This window comes from Hyalangium ruber, from assembly GCF_034259325.1.
Classification (GTDB): domain Bacteria; phylum Myxococcota; class Myxococcia; order Myxococcales; family Myxococcaceae; genus Hyalangium_A; species Hyalangium_A rubrum.
Genome location: NZ_JAXIVS010000001.1, coordinates 404,150 through 420,939, shown reverse-complemented (window position 1 = coordinate 420,939; position 16,790 = coordinate 404,150). Strand labels below are relative to the sequence as shown.

The following is a 16,790-nucleotide window of genomic DNA, read 5'->3' as shown; positions in this document are numbered from 1 at the left end:
CCCGAGGACGGCCCGTGCTCAGTGTACGGCACTGAAGGGCAGGGGCATCGGGGGCGTGATGAAGATGCGGATGGAGGAGCGGGGAGCCGCCATGAGGCGGCGTGTGGCCGTCAGCTCGGCGCTGTCTCTGGTGCTCGGGCTGCTGGCCTCTGGGACGGTCTCGGCGGCGCAGGCCGACGGCTCCTGCCCGGATGGGGTGACCCTTACGGACATCTCGGCCATCCAGGGCGCGGGGGCCGCCAGCCCGCTGGCTGGGAGCCTGCTCACCACCGAGGGCGTCGTCGTGGGGGACTTCCAGCCTGCGGAACTGCAGAGCGGCTTTTTCCTCCAGGATGAGCAGGGGGACGGCAACCCCGCCACGAGTGAGGGCCTCTTCGTCTTCGTGCCCCAGGGCAACCCCCTGTCGAGCATCGACGTGCGGCCGGGCGATCGGGTCCGCGTGAGCGGCACCGTGAAGGAATTCCGCACAGGCAGCGGCACCCTCACCGAGCTCGACACCGTCACCGCGCTCAGCGTCTGCTCTAGCGGTGCGGCGCTCGCGCCCACCTCGGTGGCGCTGCCCGTGAGTGCCGTGACGGACCTCGAGGCGTACGAGGGCATGCTCGTCACCTTCTCGCAGGCGCTCACGGTTACGGACACGTTCAACCTCGGCCGCTTCGGCGAATTGGTGCTCTCCAGTGGGGGCCGCATCTTCAACCCCACCAACGGACAGGGTGGCACTCCCGAGGAGAATGTCCTGCGGCGCATCCTGCTTGATGACGGCAGCACGCGGCAGAACCCCAGCTCCATTCCGTTCCTGTCCGAGCCTGGCGTGGAGGGCACTCGCCGCGTCGGTGATTCGGTGAGCGGACTCACGGGCGTGCTCACCTTCAACTTCAGCGAGTACCGCATCCATCCCACCGTCGCGCCAGTCTTCTCCAACTCCAACCCGCGCACCGCCGCGCCCGCGCCGATCGCGGGCGGCGTGAAGGTCGCCAGCTTCAACGTGCTCAACTACTTCACGACGCTTGGCGCGCGGGGCGCCGACACGCCCGAGGAGTTCTTGCGCCAGAAGGCGAAGACCGTGGCGGCGCTGAAGGCCCTCGATGCGGACATCGTCGGCCTCATCGAGTTGGAGAACAATGGCACGACAGCGATTCTGGACCTGGTGGATGCGCTCAACGTCGCATATGGGCAGGCCGTCTATGCTGCGGTGCCCGATCCGGTCTCGGGAACCGGGAGCGACGAGATCAAGGTCGCCTTCATCTACAAGCCGGGGACGGTCAGCCTCGTCGGGGAGTCCCTCAGCTCTCCGGATCCCATCTTCGACCGCTTCCCCGTCGCGCAGACCTTCCGGGAGAACAGCGGCTACGGCGGCGACTTCACCGTGGTCATCAACCACTTCAAGTCCAAGGGCTCGTGCCCCCCGAGTGGGGATGTGGAGCAGGGCCAGGGCTGCTGGAACCTCAAGCGCATCGCGCAGGCTCAGAAGCTCCTCGAGTTCATCGGGGAGCTTCAGGGAAGCTCGAATGATCCGGATGTGCTCGTCATCGGCGACCTGAACGCCCACGCCGAGGAGGATCCGGTGGATACCCTGAGGGAGGGCGGGCTGGATCACCTGAGCCTGCGAATCCCGGCCGCACAGCGCTACAGCTTCGTGTTCGATGGGCAATCGGGAGAGCTCGACCACGCGCTGGCCACGCCGAGCCTGGCGGCGCAGGTGCGCGATATCACCGTGTGGCACATCAACTCGGATGAGCCGCCGGTGCTCGATTACAACACCGAGTTCAAGACCGATGATCGCTTCGCTCCCACGCCGTTTCGGTCGAGCGATCACGATCCGGTCATCATCGGGCTCGACCTGGAGTGAAGGGCGCCCGCCTCGGTCAGCCGCGCAGCTGCGCGAGCCGCCGTAGCTGGTCGGCGTCCACGGTCCCCTGCGAGAAGGGAGGCGGAGGCGTCTCCCGGGGAGACTTCTTGCCGGTGATGGACTCGGCGATGCGCTTCAGCTGCGCCATCGGGTCGTAGTTGATGTCCGCCAGGCGCGACTCGAACTCCTCGCGGGGCATGCGCTCCTCGCGGCCCCAGGGGTTGATGTACGTGACGTACTCCTGGCCATCGACCACCTCGGTGCCGGTGACGAGCACCTTGTGGTAGCCGTCGCCCCAGGAGAGGGCCACCGGCACGTTGCGGCCGGCCTCCAGCTGGGTGTCGATGATGTCCATGGCGGCGGCGCGCTCCTCATCGGTGCGCAGGCGCTTGTCCGACATGGGGCGGCCCCACAGCGCCTCGTAGAGGACGTCCAGGTCGTTGGACCAGGCGCCATCCCCCTCCTCGGTGGCGTTGTCGTAGTTGCGGTCGCCGTTGGCCATCTCCATGAAGGCCGAGCCCATCAGCCGCTGCACGTTGGAGCGACCCTTGCCGTCATCCATCACCGTGCCCGGCTCGCGCTCCAGCGTCTGCCCACCGGCCAGCTCCACCTTGCCCTCGGGGCTGGCCAGCCCCAGCGCGATGCGCGCGTACTCGGCGGGGTTGCGCATCGCCAGGTCGATGGCGAGGGTCGTGGGCGCGCAGGTGCCCACGCTGCCCTGGTTGATGGCGCTCGGGGTGGCGATCTCCTGCACCAGGTCGCAGAGGAAGGCGCCACGATCCAGGCCCTCCACCATGGGGGTGTTGGGGTCGGCCGCGGCGGCCAACTGATCGAGCAGCGTTCCCCCGCCCACGAGGGCCTCCTCGCCGGGCAGCTTCCCCTGGAAGAGCAGCTTCTGGAGCGAGAGCGCCGCGACCGGGTCTCCCTCCGCCAGACAGGCCTCCTTCACGGCTTCGTACTGGGCGCGCTCCTCGGGGGACAGCTTCGCCAGGTGCTCCTGCTCCAGCGCGGCGTTGGCCTCGAGCTGGGCTTCGGCTGCCTCCTTGCGGCTCTCGGTCTTGGGCTTGAAGGGGCCGAGATCGATGTCCAGCCCCTTGCCCTTGAGCCCACCGAGGCTCACCGGGTTCCGGGTGTCGCGCGGGTCATGCACGTTCGGCGCGTCGCGCACCACCGTGGCGCCATTGGCCTGGGTGGAGGTCTCGGGCCCGAGCAGCAGCGCATCCATGTCCGAGAGTGCATCCTCGGTGGTGCGCTGGCCGCCGCTCGTCTGGGGCAGGGAGAAGTCGCCGATCAGCTGCTTCACCGGCGCCTTGATTGTCTTGAACGTCTCCATCCGGTCCTTCATCCGCTCCGAGGCGGACTGGGACTCCACGGGCCGAGTGGGGGTCTGCGCCCGCTCCGTCTGGGGAGTCGAGGCGACGCGGGAGGTAGCGGCCGGCGGGATTCGGAAGGTCATGGGGTGGTCCAGGTAGGGAGACGTCTGCCTGGATTATCGAGACCCAAGAAGGGGAGTTGCGGTGTGTCGTGTTCGTCCAGAGGAGGACCTACCGAATAGAGCGGGCTGACCTGGACCTACTTGTGGAGTAGGGTGCTCACGCGGAGGGGCGAGGCCTCTCCGTGAGGAGCTTCATGGAATCGGTACACGCACCAGGGCTGGGCCCGGCCTCGCTGCCCAAGGACACTGTGTTGGGACGCTGGCGCGTGGTGGCGCGGAGCGGTCGAGGTGCCTATGGCGCCGTCTACCGCGCTGTCAGGCTGGGACAGGAGCAGGGCCCGCCCGCCGCGCTGAAGATCTCCATGCAGCCGCGGGAGCCCCGCTTCCACCGGGAGGTGGAATTGCTCTCCCGCATCCGTCACCCGGGCGTGCCAGCGCTGGAGGACAGCGGGTGGTGGACGGATGAGGAGGGACACTTCTATCCCTATCTCGTCATGGGGTGGGCGGAGGGCGTATCCCTGTACGAGTGGGCCAGCGCGAGGCGGTTCACCTCTCGCCAGGTGCTGCGCCTGCTGGGGCAGGTGGCGCGGGCGCTGGAGGCCACGCACGCGCAAGGGTGTGTGCATCGGGACGTGAAGGGCGACAACGTGTTGGTGAGCCCCGAGGGTCGCGCCTTCCTCACCGACTTTGGATGCGGGTGGTATCCGGAGGCCAAGCCGCTTACGGATGGCACTGTGCCGCCCGGCACGCCGCAGTACCGTAGCCCTCAAGCGCTGCGCTTCCAGTTCCAGTTCCGACGCGACCTGGAGGCGCACTACGTCTATCCGCCGGCGGATGACGTGTACGCGCTAGGGGTCACGGCCTATCGGATGGTAACGGGGCGGTATCCTCCTCGGGGAGCCGACCCGGAGTGCGAGATGGAGTCCGAGCGTCCGCAGCCGCCTTCGTTGTTGCCTCCGCGCGAGCTGTCCACCATCAGCCCGGGGCTCGACGCGCTCATTCTGCGCATGCTCTCCGAGGCAAGAGAGGAGCGCGGCACGGCGGGCGAGCTGGCCCGGGCTTTTGAGGCGGCGGCGGAGGGCTCTGGGCCCGAGGAGGACGCTCCGGTGGGGCCCACTCCCTCGATGGCACCCACGGTTCGCACTTCCAAGCCTGGGCCGCGCCCGTGGTGGGCGCGTGCCATCGCGCGACTGGTACCCTGGCTCGCGGTGGCCACGGTGGTTGGCGGCATGATCTGTGTTTGGGAGCTGGCTTCCCTCCACGCGCGCGTGGAGTTCGAAGAAGAACTTCCGAGGGAGGTAGCACGAGGGGAGACGCAGGACGCCGGGGTGGACGGAGGCGTCGTCGGGCTGGGGGAAGGCGTGCTCACCGCGCCGGTGCAGGTCTCCGCGCCGGTGCTATCGCGGACCGGTGTGGCGCTGGATATTCCCAAGGAACCCTTCAAGGGACAGCGTCGACCGCCGTGTCATCCCGAAGGTGAAGTGGAGATCCGCGGTGGGTGCTGGGTTCAGTACGGCAAGGCCGAGGCACCTTGCGGCGATGCGGGCTTCGAGTGGGACGGCCGCTGTTACCTGCCCATCTTCGCGACGCCGCGCCAGCCAACCTCCGATAACCCGTGAGGGTAGCTGGCGTCCGAGGTTCAGTTCGAACCATTGGGAGCGGAGTAGTCCTGAATGAACTCCTGGGTAGGCGTCAATTGCATGTTGGTGAACCCATGCTGGGTCACGAACTGCTCGAAGCGTTGGGAGACGACGAACCTTCCCGTCGAGCCTCTTGGACGGAAGATGTCATCCCCGTTCCAGCTCCCTTCCTCCAAAGCAAAGCCATACATGGCGTCCACGCCGACGGCACGACAGTAGGTGCATGAGAAGGGCTCTGAACGCCGGATGCGGCTCCGAGTTTCATCCACCGCCGCGCTCAAGAACGCAGGCGAGACGCAGAGGTATTTCGGTGGCACAGGAGGCTTGTTCCTCTGGCCCCGTTTGCGAACGCGCACAATTTCCACGGGGTGGAAACCGCTCAAGCCCTTGAGGCCTTCTCGCTGAAAGGCTTCAGCCATTCGCTCGTTCATGAGGAGTTCATTGCCTGGAGCCCTGACGAGGTCGCCGAAGCTCTCCCCATGCAATTCCAACTCACCGCGATAGGGCGGGAGCCAGGACAGCATGCCAAGAACGGCACTGCATCGCGGACACCGCGGCGCCTCTCCGACGTTGTGATCACCGCCGTCAGAAAATTCGGTGTCGTAATTTCCTGGAGCAGGCACTTTCAAGACGAAGAACTGCGGGGATGAAGAGGGTTCAGAATCCATTGGGGGACCTCTCGAGCATCTCGGGCCGGCAGTACACCTTGCGCAGGTAGCGTTCGAATGGCCGCGAAGTATCGGGTGGTCCTTCAGCTTGGCGGCAATCTTTTTGAGCTGACATGACCGGTAGAGGGAGTTGCGGTGTGACGGGTTCGTCCAGAGGAGGACCTACCGAATAGAGCGGGCTGACCTGGACTTACTTGTGGAGTAGGGTGCTCACGCGGAGGGGAGAGGCCTCTCCGTGAGGAGCTTCATGGAATCGGTACACGCACCAGGGCTGGGCCCGGCCTCGCTGCCCAAGGACACTGTGTTGGGACGCTGGCGCGTGGTGGCGCGGAGCGGTCGAGGTGCCTATGGCGCCGTCTACCGCGCTGTCAGGCTGGGACAGGAGCAGGGCCCGCCCGCCGCGCTGAAGATCTCCATGCAGCCGCGGGAGCCCCGCTTCCACCGGGAGGTGGAACTGCTCTCGCGCATCCGTCACCCGGGCGTGCCGGCCTTGGAGGACAGCGGTTGGTGGACGGATGAGGAGGGACACTTCTTTCCCTACCTCGTTATGGGCTGGGTGGAGGGCGTGTCCCTGTACGAGTGGGCCAGCGCGAGGCGGTTCACGTCCCGGCAGGTACTGCGACTGCTGGGGCAGGTGGCGCGGGCGCTGGAGGCCACGCACGCGCAAGGGTGTGTGCATCGGGACGTGAAGGGCGACAACGTGTTGGTGAGCCCCGAGGGCCGCGCCTTCCTCACCGACTTTGGATGCGGGTGGTACCCGGAGGCCAAGCCGCTCACGGATGGCACGGTTCCGCCCGGTACGCCGCAGTACCGCAGCCCCCAGGCGTTGCGCTTCCAGTTCCAGTTCCGACGCGACCTGGAGGCGCACTACATCTATCCGCCGACGGATGACGTGTACGCGCTAGGGGTCACGGCCTATCGGATGGTGACGGGGCGGTATCCTCCTCGGGGAGCCGACCCGGAGTGCGAGATGGAGTCCGAGCGTCCGCAGCCGCCTCCGTTGTTGCCTGCGCGCGAGCTGGCCACCATCAGCCCGAGGCTCGACGCGCTCATCCTGCGCATGCTCTCTGAGGCAAGAGAGGAGCGCGGCACGGCGGGTGAGCTGGCCCGGGCTTTTGAAGAGGCGGCGGCAGGCGGCGGGTCCGAGGAGGACGTTCCGGTGTTGCCCACTGCCTCGATGGCACCCACGGTTCGTACCTCCAAGCCTGGGCCGCGCCCGTGGTGGGCGCGTGCCATCGCGCGACTGACTCCCTGGCTTGTCGGTGCCACGGTGCTCGGAGTTCTAATCTGTGTTTGGCTGCTGTCGTCCCGACCCTCGCGCGTGGAGTTCGAAGAAGAACTTCCGAGAGAGGTGGCACGAGGGGAGGAGCAGGACGCCGGGGTGGATGGAGGCGTCGTTGGGCTGGGGGAAGGCGTGCTCACCGCGCCACTTCCGCTCAACTCTCCGGTGTTACCAGGGCGGGCGGGGATTGCGCTCGACATGCCCAAGGAACCCTTCAAGGGACAGCGACGCCCGCCGTGTCATCCTCGCGGTGAGGTAGAACTTCATGGAGGGTGTTGGGTACAAATCGGTACGACCAAGGCTCCCTGCGGTGATGCTGGATACGAGTGGGACGGTAGCTGCTACCTGCCCATCTTCTCTGCTCCGCGCCAGCCAACCTCCGATAACCCGTGAGGGTGGCTGGTGTCTTGGGAGGCGCTCCTACGGCTGGGCAATCAGTGAAGGCGGCTCACCGGCCAGCACGCACAGGTTCGTGGTCTCTTCACAGAACGTCGGGAAGGCCGGGTCGATGGACAGGCCGGGCCGTGGCTGCTGGCAGATGCTCGGGTCTCGCTCCACCGTGTTCCCCACGGTGCGCACGCACTGAATCGCCGGGAACATGCCCACCGCCTGGTACGTCGCGGAGCACTCACCCTCCGAGTAGACGAGATCCGCCGTCCACTGCGTCCCCGGAATCGCAGCGGAACCCTGCACCCGGACGTTGCTCCACTGGTAGCGCAGGTCCTTCGTCGTCCCGTCGCCCTGCGCCACGAGCTGCCGGGCCTCGGAGAAGTCGGGGGCCGCGCACACCTCGTTGTCTCCCGGGTACTCGGTGGTGAAATCTCCCGAGGCCGTGACGGAGTTCGCCGTGTCGCGCCCTTCATTGGCCGCCAGGGGCGACGGCTTGAGGACCAGGGTGGGCGGAATGCCCGAACCCGGAGTGCGGAAGATCTGCGCTCCCACCTTCTCGGCGCGCTTGGTGGCGCACGCGCCACTGCCGCTCACCAGGGTGTAGCGCACGGCGTGCTCGCCACGGCCAATCGTGCATTGCGGCAGGGGCTGCTCGACGTCGCACGCGCCCAACAGGGTGGCGCAGCCGAGCGGGAGGATCCAAGCGAAGGCTCGTCGTGTCTTCATGGGGTGGGCTCCGCTTAGAAGGACAGCCGCGCGCCGAACCGGAGGCTGCGGGGCGACTGGTAGGAGGTGGGCTTGCCGTAGTTGGGGTTCACGACGACGGTCCGGTCGGTGCCGCGCGCCTTCAGGTTCGCCAGGTCCGCCTGCGTGCCGCCGATGATGGCATCCACCGTCTCCGACGTGTAGCGCTGGTCCACGCTGGTGGCCGACTGGAAGTTGAAGAGGTTGAACACATCCACGCTCACGCTCGCCACCATGTTCCCGGTGAGCCGGTAGTTGGCGCTCAGGCGCGTGTCGATGTTGTGGACGAAGGGCAGCCGGCCCCCCGATCCGCGCGGGAGGATGAAGGTGAATTCCGGACCGTAGATGTAGTGCGCGCCCGTGACGTTGAGCGGCGTGCCCGAGTTGCCTCGGTAAGACATGCCCAGGTTCAGGCTGAGCTTGCTCGACAGCGGGAACTCCTTGGCTCCGTTGAGCTTCACCGCGTGGGTGCGGTCCAGCAGCAGCAGGCCCATCCGGTTCTCGGTGAGCGAGATGAGATCGAAGTCCGAGGTGACGTTGGGCGCAAGCTGCAGGTTCTCCGGGCGGAACAGGCCAGAGTAATTCCCCCACAGGCGCGACCAGGTGTAGCTGGCCTGCACCAGCCACAAGTCCGCGAACACCTTGTTGAAGTACAGGGTGACGGCGTCGTAGTTGCGCACCGGCTCGGGGAACTCGGAGGCGATGCCCCGGCTCGGGTTGCCGATGAAGTAGTTGGTCGCCTCGTTGCGAGACATGTCCTCGATGACCGCGTTCATGTCCCGGTGCGTGTAGGTCATGCCCACCGTGGCGCTCGGCAACACCTCGTACTCACCGCCCACCACCCACTCGTCCGAGGACTGCGGCTCCAGCTCCGGATCCACCGGGCTGTTGATGGCGAACGTCTGGCTGTAGAGCCGGCTGACCGTCTCGGGGCTGCCCGAGGGAATCACGTTGGCGGGGTCCCGGCACTCCAGGTAGGGCGAGGCCTGCTGCAGCGGATCGCACCCGGGGCCGGCGCCCAGGGGCGCGCGCCGACGGTTGGCCTGGATGCGGGTGGTGTTCGAGAACTGCGAGTTCACCATGGCCAGCACCGCGTTCTGGTAGTAGCGCGCGTAGCTGGCGAAGAGCTTGGAGCGGCCCTGCTGGGTGAAGTCGTAGATGAGGCCCACGCGTGGGGAGAGCTGGTGGGGCAGGTTGAAGGCCACGTCCCCGCCGTTGCCGTAGATGGTCTGCGTGTCGTAGCGCAGGCCCATGTTCAGGGTGACCTTGTCCATCACGCTCCAGGAGTCCTGGAGGAAGCCGCCCACGGCGGCGGCGCGGGTGGAGGTGTTCACCACGGGCTGGATGACGACGTCGTCCGGCCCCACCAGGTAGCCGAAGGCGCGGAAGTCCTGGAAGGAGGCGCCGTTGACGTTCTCGCGGTAGAGCACCTGGCCCGAGTAGGCGCGCGCGTCCTTGTTGGTCATTATCTCCGCGTCGAAGCCGGCCTTGATGACGTGGTGGCCCAGGGCGGTGAGCAGCAGCGTGCCCACCACGTTGCCCTGGTAGCGGTCCACGGTGCGGTCTATCAGCAAGCCGGGGCCGCCCAGCAGGTAGTTGGTCACCGGGCAGCGCGTGGCGTTGACGGTTCCGGACGGATCACACACCGACGGATCCGGCAGCAGCTCGAAGTCATTGATGGAGTAGAAGGCGGGCAGGCTCCGGCCGGGGTTGTCGGGATCCGGGCGGGTGGAGCGCTGCATCTCGAACTGGGGCACGCCGGACAGGCCCTCGGCGTTGCCGATGCCGCTGCCATCCGAGGGGAGGCTGGAGTCGAGCTGGTGGTGCCAGCCCACCGTGGCGTCCAGCAGCACGCGCTTGTCCAGGAAGGACGAGGCCAGCTTCAGGGACAAGTCCCGCGAGTCCACCTTGTTGGTGTGGGCGTAGGCGGAGTAGTCCCCGGCGATGTTCTCCACCTCCACGGCGTTGTCCTCCACGCGGTAGGCGAAGCGGCCATCGCCGCCGGAGCGGGTGGGGGCGCCGAAGACGGAGAAGGTGAGCGTGTGGTCCGTGTGGGCCTGCCACGTGAGCTTGCCCAGGTACTGCACGGTGCGCTGGTCGGCGAAGTAGTTCGTGGTGGTGCCGGGGATGCGCTCGGTGCGGGAGAAGCCGTTCTCGTCGCGGACGCGGTTGCCGCTGTCATCGAGCACGAAGGAGTTGAGGTTGCGCTCGAGCTGACGGCGGGTGAAGGAGGGCGCCACGCCCACGTAGAACCAGAGCTTGTCCTTGATGATGGGGCCGCCCAGGTCTCCGCCGAAGTCTCCCAGGTTCCACAGCCGCTGCGCCGTGGTGATGGTGCTGCCCTCGCGGGGGATGAGGGTGGGGTTCGCCTCCAGGGCGCCGGGGGTGAGGTTGGTGAAGAGCGAGCCGTGGAACTCGTTGGAGCCCGACTTGGTGACGGCGGTGATGACGCCACCGGTGGAGCGGCCGAACTCGGGCATGAAGCCGCCGGTGATGACGTTCACCTCCTGGATGAACTCGACGGAGATGGGCGAGCCGAGCACGCCGATGGCCGGGTTGCCCGTGGACAGGCCGTCTACCAGGAAGCCGTTCTCCGGGGAGGTGGTGCCGTTGAGGGAGACGCCGTAGGCATCCGAGGTGGCGCCCGGGGCGAGCTCCGCGAGGCTCTCGAAGGAGCGGGCCGCGGCGCCCTTGGAGCCGGGGCGCACCACCGCGATGTTGCGCACCAGGTCCGTGTCCACGCTCAGGCCCGTGCGGCTCGAGCCCACGTCGACGGCGGGCGGGGTGCCGGAGATCTCCAGCGTCGTCTGGAACGTATCCGGCAGCAGCTGGGCGTTGAGTCGGATGGTGCGGTTGAGGCGCAGGGTGACATCCGCGCGCGAGTAGGGCTGGAAGCTCTCCTTCTCGAAGCGCAGCGTGTACACGCCCGGAGGCAGCTGGGGCAGCCGGTAGGTGCCCGTGGCGTCCGTGACGGAGACCTCTTCTCCTTGGAGCGCGGGAGAGGAGGCCGTGACGGTGACGTCCGCGATGGGCTGCTGGTTGCTGGCATCCACCACCGTGCCGGTGATGACGGAAGCGTTCTGCTGGGCCAGGGCGGAGGGCGCCCAGACGACCACGCTCAGCCCGAGCACCATGGCCCAGGCGAGTGCCGGACTTCTCTGCGGACGACGATTCACCGGAAAGCCCCTTCGGATGGGCGCCGCCCGCTTCGTGCAGGGGCGCAGCCAGAGGCTAGCTATAGCCTATTCCCGGGACTCAAAGTGAATCCAAGCAAACCGCGCGTGGATGCGAGCCTCGTCACCCGAAGAAGGAGACCTCGAGGAAGCGCACGTAGAGGTTGCAGGCGGCGTGGAACAGGGCTGCTCCCAGGACGGTGCCGGAGCGCTCGCGCATCCAGCCGAACAGCAGCGCGGGGAAGAACACCGACAGGCGCCAGACCTGGAAGATGGCCAGGTGTCCCAGGGCAAAGAGCACGGCCGTGAGCCAGAAGGCAGGCCCCAGCCGCGCGCCGAACACCTTGCGTCCGCCGGGCCACGCGTCGCGCAGCCGCGTCTGCATGTAGCCCCGGTAGAAGAACTCCTCGGGCAGCGCGACGACGAAGAGTTGGTCGATGACCCACTCGCCGAAGCGCGGGGGCAGCCGGGGCGAGAAGTGCGCCGGGCCGATGTGCGGGGTGAGGTGCCGGGCCAGCGCTTGAGGCAGGTGGGGCACCAGCTCCGCCCAGGCGTAGAAGCCCAGGAAGAACAGCGGGCCCACCACCAGGCTCAGCCCGAGGAACAGCTTCACGTCCTGGCGCCAGGCGCGCAGGGACAGGCCGTAGTCGCGGTAGTCCTCCTCGCGCCAGCGCATGGGGATGAGCGGCAGGTAGAGGAAGCCCACGGTGGCCACGAGCTTGGGGATGCTGGAGCCGCCGAAGAACAGGAACGCGATGACGATGCCCAGGAAGCCCACGGCCCAGAGGGCCAGCACCTCCTGAACAGCGGACAGGCGCCAGGGAGGTCCCGAGGGTGACGGGCTCATGGACTCCCCGCCGTGGAGGCGAGCTGGAGCTTCACGGACTCCAGCGGCAGCGCCCGACAGCCGCCCGCGCGCCGTTGCACGACCACCGCCGCCAGGCGCCCCTGCACATCGAAGAGGGGCGTACCCGGCGCCAGCGGCAGGTCCACGTCCACGAAGGGCTCTTTCGTGCGCCGCGCCACGGCGGTGAACGGGTGCGAGGCTTGCTTGCCGCGGCCCGGGGCGACGCCGATGAGCCACTTTCCGTCGAGGTCCTCGGGCTGCGCCTTCACGGGCACGGAGGGGTAGCTGCCCTGAGGCGCGGCGACGACGGCGATCTTGAGGTACGCGTTGGCGAGCACCACCGCGCCGGGCAGGCGCTTTCCGCCGAACTCTACCTCCGCGGCCTCCAGGCTCACGTGCTCCACGGAGGTGAGCACCTGGCCCGCGCTGCCGACGATGACGCCGGGACCCGCACGACGAGGCCCGTGGACGCGCACCACCGAGCGCTCATGGAGTTCCAGCGCCCGCTGCAGGTCGGCGCGGGAGGGCCGCTCGGGCCCGGAGGCGTGGGCCGCGAGAGCGAAGCAGAAGAGCAGGGGGGCAAGGAGGCGAGGCGTCACCGCGCCACGAGGTTAGCACCGGAGGCCCTTGAGGGTGGAGATGAACCGGTCCGCGGGCAGGGTGTTGAGCACCTCTCCCTTGCGCGCCCAGCCCCGGCGCGCGGTGGCCACGGCGAAGACCAGGTGGTTGAGATCCTCCCGGCGGTGTGCGTCCGCGCTCACCACCAGCTTCACTCCCCGCTGGACGGCCTGCCGCACGTGCTCGGCCTTCAGGTCCAGGCGAGCCGGCTTGCCGTTCACTTCCATCACCACGCCGCGCGCGGCCGCCTTGTCCAGCACCGCCTCCATGCGCACCGGGTACGGCTCCCGCTCGTGGATGAGGCGCCCGGTGGGGTGCCCGATGATGTTCAGGTGCGGGTTGTCCATGGCGTTGAGCAGCCGCTGCGTCATCTGCTCCTCGTTCATGCTGTGCCGGATGTGGACCGAGCCGATGACCAGCTCGCACCGCTCCAGCACGCTGTCGCGGTAGTCGAGCGCCCCCGACTCCAGGATGTCCACCTCGATGCCCTTGAGCAGCCGCAGGCCCGGCACCGCCGCGTTCACCCGGTCGATCTCGTCCCACTGGCGCTTGAGATCGTCCTCCTTGAGGCCTCCCGCGTAGACGGCCGCCTGGCTGTGCTCGGTGACCGTGAGGTACTTCAGCCCCAGGGCCTGCGCCGCTCGCGCCATCTCCTCCAGCGAGTTCTTCCCGTCCGACCAGGTGCTGTGGCAATGCACCACGCCCAGCACGTCCTCAAGGGACACCAGATCCTCGGGCAGCCGGCCCTCCAGCGCCGCCTCGATCTCACCGCTGTCCTCGCGCAGCTCGGGCGGGACGTACTGCATCCCCAGCAGCCGGTAGATGTCCGCCTCGTCCCGGATGGGCAGCTTGGTGCCGTCCTCCTGGTGGACACCCCACTCGGAGATCTTCAGCCCCTTGTCCTGGCCCATGCCGCGCAGGCGCACATGGTGGGCCTTGGAGCCGGTGAAGTGGTGCAGCGCCGTGGCGAAGTCCTCGTCCGGCAGCACGCGCAGATCCACCTGCAGGTCTGCCTCCGTCATTCGCACCGAGCACTTGCTCTCGCCCTTGCCGATCAGCACCGCCACTCCCGGCGCGTTGGCCAGCACGTCCAGCACTGGCCCCGCCTGGGGCGCCGAGGCCAGCAGGTCTACATCTCCCACCGTCTCGGCACGGCGGCGCACACTGCCCGCCGGGCTGACGCGCACCACGCCGGGCGCGGCCCGGAGCAGCTCCAGGAGGCCCTCGACCGTGGGCAGCACGTCTCCCAGGAGCTTGCGCTTGCCCTGCGCCCGCTGGTGCAGGGCGATGCCTTCGAGGATCTTCGCCTCGCTCTTGGCCCCAAAGCCCTTGAGCGCGCGCACCCGGCCCTCGCGGCAGGCCCGCTCCAGGTCCGCCACGCTGCCCACCTGCAGCTCGCGCCACAGCGCCATCGCCTTCTTGGGCCCCATGTCCGGCAGCTGGAGCATCTCCAGGAGGCCCGGAGGGAACTCGGCCTTGAGCTCCTCGTGGAAGCCAAGCTTCCCCGTGCTCACCAGCTCGGAGATCTTCTCGGCCAGCCCCTGGCCGATCCCTGGGAGCTCTTGCAGGCGACCTTCCCGTACCAGGGCGCCCAGGTCCTGGGTCATCCCCAGGATCCGGTCCGCGGCGGTGTCATAGGCGCGGACCTTGAAGGCGTTCTCCCCCTTGAGCTGGAGCAGCAGGGAGAGCTCCCGGAGGATCTTGGCGACGGCGGCTTTGTCGAGGGTGTTCGGGTTCACGGTAGGGAAGGTAACCCGAAGGGAGCGAGCGCGCAGGCGTGAGTGGAGCCTCAGGAAGCACTCCCTCAGTCCAGCGGGGCAGGGTAGAAGGAGTGCCAACCTGTCATCTAGAGGAAGAACGAAGCCGATGAAGATCAAGCTCGGACCAGCGGATTTCGCCGAGAAGGAGCTGCGGGGCTACGAGGTAGGCAAGCGCAATGTGTGCGTGGCCAAGGTCAACGGGCGCTACAAGGGGCTCGATGACTGGTGCAACCACGCCGGCTGCCTGCTGTCGGGTGGGCGCATCGAGGACAACCTGGTCGTCTGCCCCTGCCACGAGGTCGGCTTCGACATGGACACCGGGCAGAACGTGACCTCTCCCGGCATCGCCGATGACCAGCCGGTGGTGAAGGTCGAAGTGGAGAACGGGCAGCTCGTCATTGACGAGACCTTCTCCAAGTAGCGCACCGTTCAAGCGGGAGGGCATCCATGGGACACGACGGCCACGACCACGACCACGACCACGACCATGACCACGATCATGGTCACAAGCACCACCATCACCACCACCACCATCACCCGCACGCCGACCACGGCCACTCGCACGCGGCCGAGGAGCACAAGTCGCACGCGCCGGCGCAGGTGAGCGCGTTCGTGGTGACGTGCTCGGACAGCCGGGACGAGGCGAAGGACGAGAGCGGCAAGGCGCTGCGCGGCGGGCTGGAGGCCGCGGGGCACACGCTGTGCGGTTACAAGGTGGTGAAGGACGATCCGGAGGCGATCCGAGCCGCGCTGGCCGAGGCGGCGGGTGCGGGCGCGCGGGCGGTGCTCTTCAACGGGGGCACGGGGATTGGCCGGCGGGACTCCACGGTGGAGACGCTGCGCGGCCTGTTCGAGAAGGAGCTGCCGGGCTTCGGGGAGATCTTCCGGATGCTCTCGTACGAGCAGATCGGCAGCCCGGCGATGCTCTCGCGCGCCACGGCGGGCACGTACCAGGGGATGATCGTCTTCGCGATGCCGGGCTCGCCTCAGGCGGTGAAGCTGGCGCTGGAGGCGCTCATCCTTCCGGAGCTGGGGCACGCCGTACGCGAGCTGACGCGCTGAGCCTGGCACTGTCCGTTTCTGGGAGGCCCGGGTCCCGGAGGTGAACGCAGGGCTCACGGAGTCACGCGTCTCCTTCGGGCGCCGAGCGTGTGCCCGAGTGGTGGCACGCGGCCTGCTTGGTCGGTGAGTGGCGCCCCGCACTCTCGCGGTGAGCGCCCCCTGCCCGGATCGCGGCAGGGCCCGGAGGCTCCCATGACCCGCACCACGCTGCTCGCGCTCTCGTTGTTGTTCGCTCCCACCCTCGCTGTCGCGTCCGCGCCCAAGCCGTCCGTTGCCTCGGACGAGGAGCGCGCTCTGTTCGCGTACGACCGCGCTGCTCCTCTCGATCTGAAGACGGAGCGGCTGTCGGTGGAGGATGGCGTGGAGGTGTATGAGATGTCCTTCGCGAGTCCGAAGGGAGGTCGCGCCACCGGGCGGATCCTCGTCCCGCAGCGGGAGGGGAAGAAGGCGGGCATCGTGATGATGCACGGCGCGCCCGGCAGCGCGGCCCAGCTCCACCCCCGGGCGCTCCCGTTCGCGCGCCGGGGCGCGGTGGTGGTGTCGGTGGACGCGCCTTTTGCCCGGCGAAACGCCTCTGCGGTGACCTTCACGGCGGCGGACCGCGCGGACCAGGTGCAGCTCATCGTGGACCTGCAGCGCGCGGTGGACCTGTTGCTCGCGCGGCCGGACGTGGACCCCGCTCGCATCGCCTTCGTGGGGGGCAGCTACGGTGGGGCGGTGGGAGCGCTCTTCGCGGGCGTGGACGCGCGTCCCGCCACCTATATCCTGTACGTCGCGGACGGCGGTTTCGTCTCGCACTTCACCTCGCTCGATGGCACGCCCCAGGGGCCTCTCGCGGAGCTGTCCCCCGAGGAGCGGGAGTCCTGGATCGCCACCTTGGGGCCCGTGGGGGGCATGAATTGGGTGGGCCGGGCCCGTTCCGGCAGCATCCTCTTCCAGAACGGCCGAGAGGACCCGCTCGTGCCGCCCGCCAAGGCCGAGGCCTTGCACCGTGCCGCGGGCTCTTCTCACACGGTGCGTTGGTACGAGTCGGGCCACAAGCTGCCGGACCAGGCCTGGCAGGACATGTTCCGCTGGCTCCACGAGCGTGTGGGGACGGACGCCCCTGCCACTCGAGGCTGAAACCCTGGGCCGTGGGCCCTATGCTCCGCCGGCACACCGTTGCCCGACGAGGAGCCATGTCGTTCGTTTGCGAGCGCTGCGCCAAGAAGAATGAGCAGGAGGACCAGGAGCCCCGGGTCTGCACCTTCTGTGGACACACCCAGGCTGGTGGCTCCCAGTCCGCAAAGCGCTTCGTAGGTGTTGGAAGCAGCTCATCGATG

At 68.1% G+C, this 16,790-nt stretch carries 13 protein-coding genes; 6 read left to right on the top strand and 7 right to left on the bottom strand.

The window, feature by feature from the left end:
* Positions 1-91 precede the first annotated feature (91 nt).
* Positions 92-1,849 carry an ExeM/NucH family extracellular endonuclease gene (locus SYV04_RS01785; protein WP_321543806.1) on the top strand — a complete coding sequence of 586 codons (1,758 nt, stop codon included), beginning with the start codon at positions 92-94 and terminating at the stop codon, positions 1,847-1,849.
* Between the two features lie 16 nt (positions 1,850-1,865).
* Here the strand turns inward: SYV04_RS01785 and SYV04_RS01780 are convergent, their stop codons facing one another.
* On the bottom strand, positions 1,866-3,305 hold the full coding sequence (locus tag SYV04_RS01780; RefSeq protein ID WP_321543805.1) for a hypothetical protein: 1,440 nt from the start codon (positions 3,303-3,305) through the stop codon (positions 1,866-1,868).
* 173 nt (positions 3,306-3,478) lie between these two features.
* Here SYV04_RS01780 and SYV04_RS01775 point away from each other — a divergent pair, with 173 nt between their 5' ends.
* Positions 3,479-4,903, top strand: coding sequence for a serine/threonine-protein kinase (locus tag SYV04_RS01775; protein WP_321543804.1), 1,425 nt, complete (start codon positions 3,479-3,481; stop codon positions 4,901-4,903).
* Between the two features lie 20 nt (positions 4,904-4,923).
* On the opposite strand, the gene SYV04_RS01770 is transcribed toward SYV04_RS01775, so the two are convergent.
* Positions 4,924-5,592, bottom strand: a complete 669-nt coding sequence (locus tag SYV04_RS01770; protein WP_321543803.1) for a hypothetical protein — start codon at positions 5,590-5,592, stop codon at positions 4,924-4,926.
* A gap of 247 nt (positions 5,593-5,839) precedes the next feature.
* On the opposite strand from SYV04_RS01770, the gene SYV04_RS01765 reads away from it, so the two are divergent.
* The gene (locus tag SYV04_RS01765) at positions 5,840-7,267 is read left to right on the top strand and encodes a serine/threonine-protein kinase (protein ID WP_321543802.1); all 1,428 of its coding nucleotides are present in this window, start codon (positions 5,840-5,842) and stop codon (positions 7,265-7,267) included.
* 27 nt (positions 7,268-7,294) lie between these two features.
* Here the strand turns inward: SYV04_RS01765 and SYV04_RS01760 are convergent, their stop codons facing one another.
* The 5 genes from SYV04_RS01760 to polX form a co-directional block, all read right to left on the bottom strand.
* Positions 7,295-7,990, bottom strand: coding sequence for a hypothetical protein (locus SYV04_RS01760; RefSeq protein ID WP_321543801.1), 696 nt, complete (start codon positions 7,988-7,990; stop codon positions 7,295-7,297).
* A gap of 14 nt (positions 7,991-8,004) precedes the next feature.
* On the bottom strand, positions 8,005-11,184 hold the full coding sequence (locus SYV04_RS01755) for a TonB-dependent receptor (RefSeq protein ID WP_321543800.1): 3,180 nt from the start codon (positions 11,182-11,184) through the stop codon (positions 8,005-8,007).
* Between the two features lie 121 nt (positions 11,185-11,305).
* Positions 11,306-12,028: a myxosortase MrtX gene (gene mrtX / locus SYV04_RS01750; RefSeq protein ID WP_321543799.1), complete on the bottom strand. Its 723-nt coding sequence runs from the start codon at positions 12,026-12,028 to the stop codon at positions 11,306-11,308.
* Positions 12,025-12,627, bottom strand: a complete 603-nt coding sequence (locus SYV04_RS01745; protein ID WP_321543798.1) for an MXAN_2756 family trypsin-like serine endoprotease — start codon at positions 12,625-12,627, stop codon at positions 12,025-12,027. Before SYV04_RS01745 ends, mrtX begins: the two co-directional genes overlap by 4 nt.
* 12 nt (positions 12,628-12,639) lie before the next feature.
* The gene (gene polX / locus SYV04_RS01740) at positions 12,640-14,385 is read right to left on the bottom strand and encodes a DNA polymerase/3'-5' exonuclease PolX (protein ID WP_321543797.1); all 1,746 of its coding nucleotides are present in this window, start codon (positions 14,383-14,385) and stop codon (positions 12,640-12,642) included.
* Positions 14,386-14,512: 127 nt separating this feature from the next.
* Here polX and SYV04_RS01735 point away from each other — a divergent pair, with 127 nt between their 5' ends.
* The 3 genes from SYV04_RS01735 (at position 14,513) to SYV04_RS01725 (ending at position 16,590) form a co-directional block, all read left to right on the top strand.
* Complete coding sequence (locus SYV04_RS01735) at positions 14,513-14,827, top strand: Rieske (2Fe-2S) protein (protein ID WP_321543796.1); 315 nt, start codon at positions 14,513-14,515, stop codon at positions 14,825-14,827.
* A gap of 191 nt (positions 14,828-15,018) precedes the next feature.
* Positions 15,019-15,468, top strand: a complete 450-nt coding sequence (locus SYV04_RS01730) for a MogA/MoaB family molybdenum cofactor biosynthesis protein (protein ID WP_321544465.1) — start codon at positions 15,019-15,021, stop codon at positions 15,466-15,468.
* Between the two features lie 192 nt (positions 15,469-15,660).
* Positions 15,661-16,590, top strand: coding sequence for an acetylxylan esterase (locus SYV04_RS01725; protein ID WP_321543795.1), 930 nt, complete (start codon positions 15,661-15,663; stop codon positions 16,588-16,590).
* The last annotated feature ends 200 nt before the right edge of the window (positions 16,591-16,790 follow it).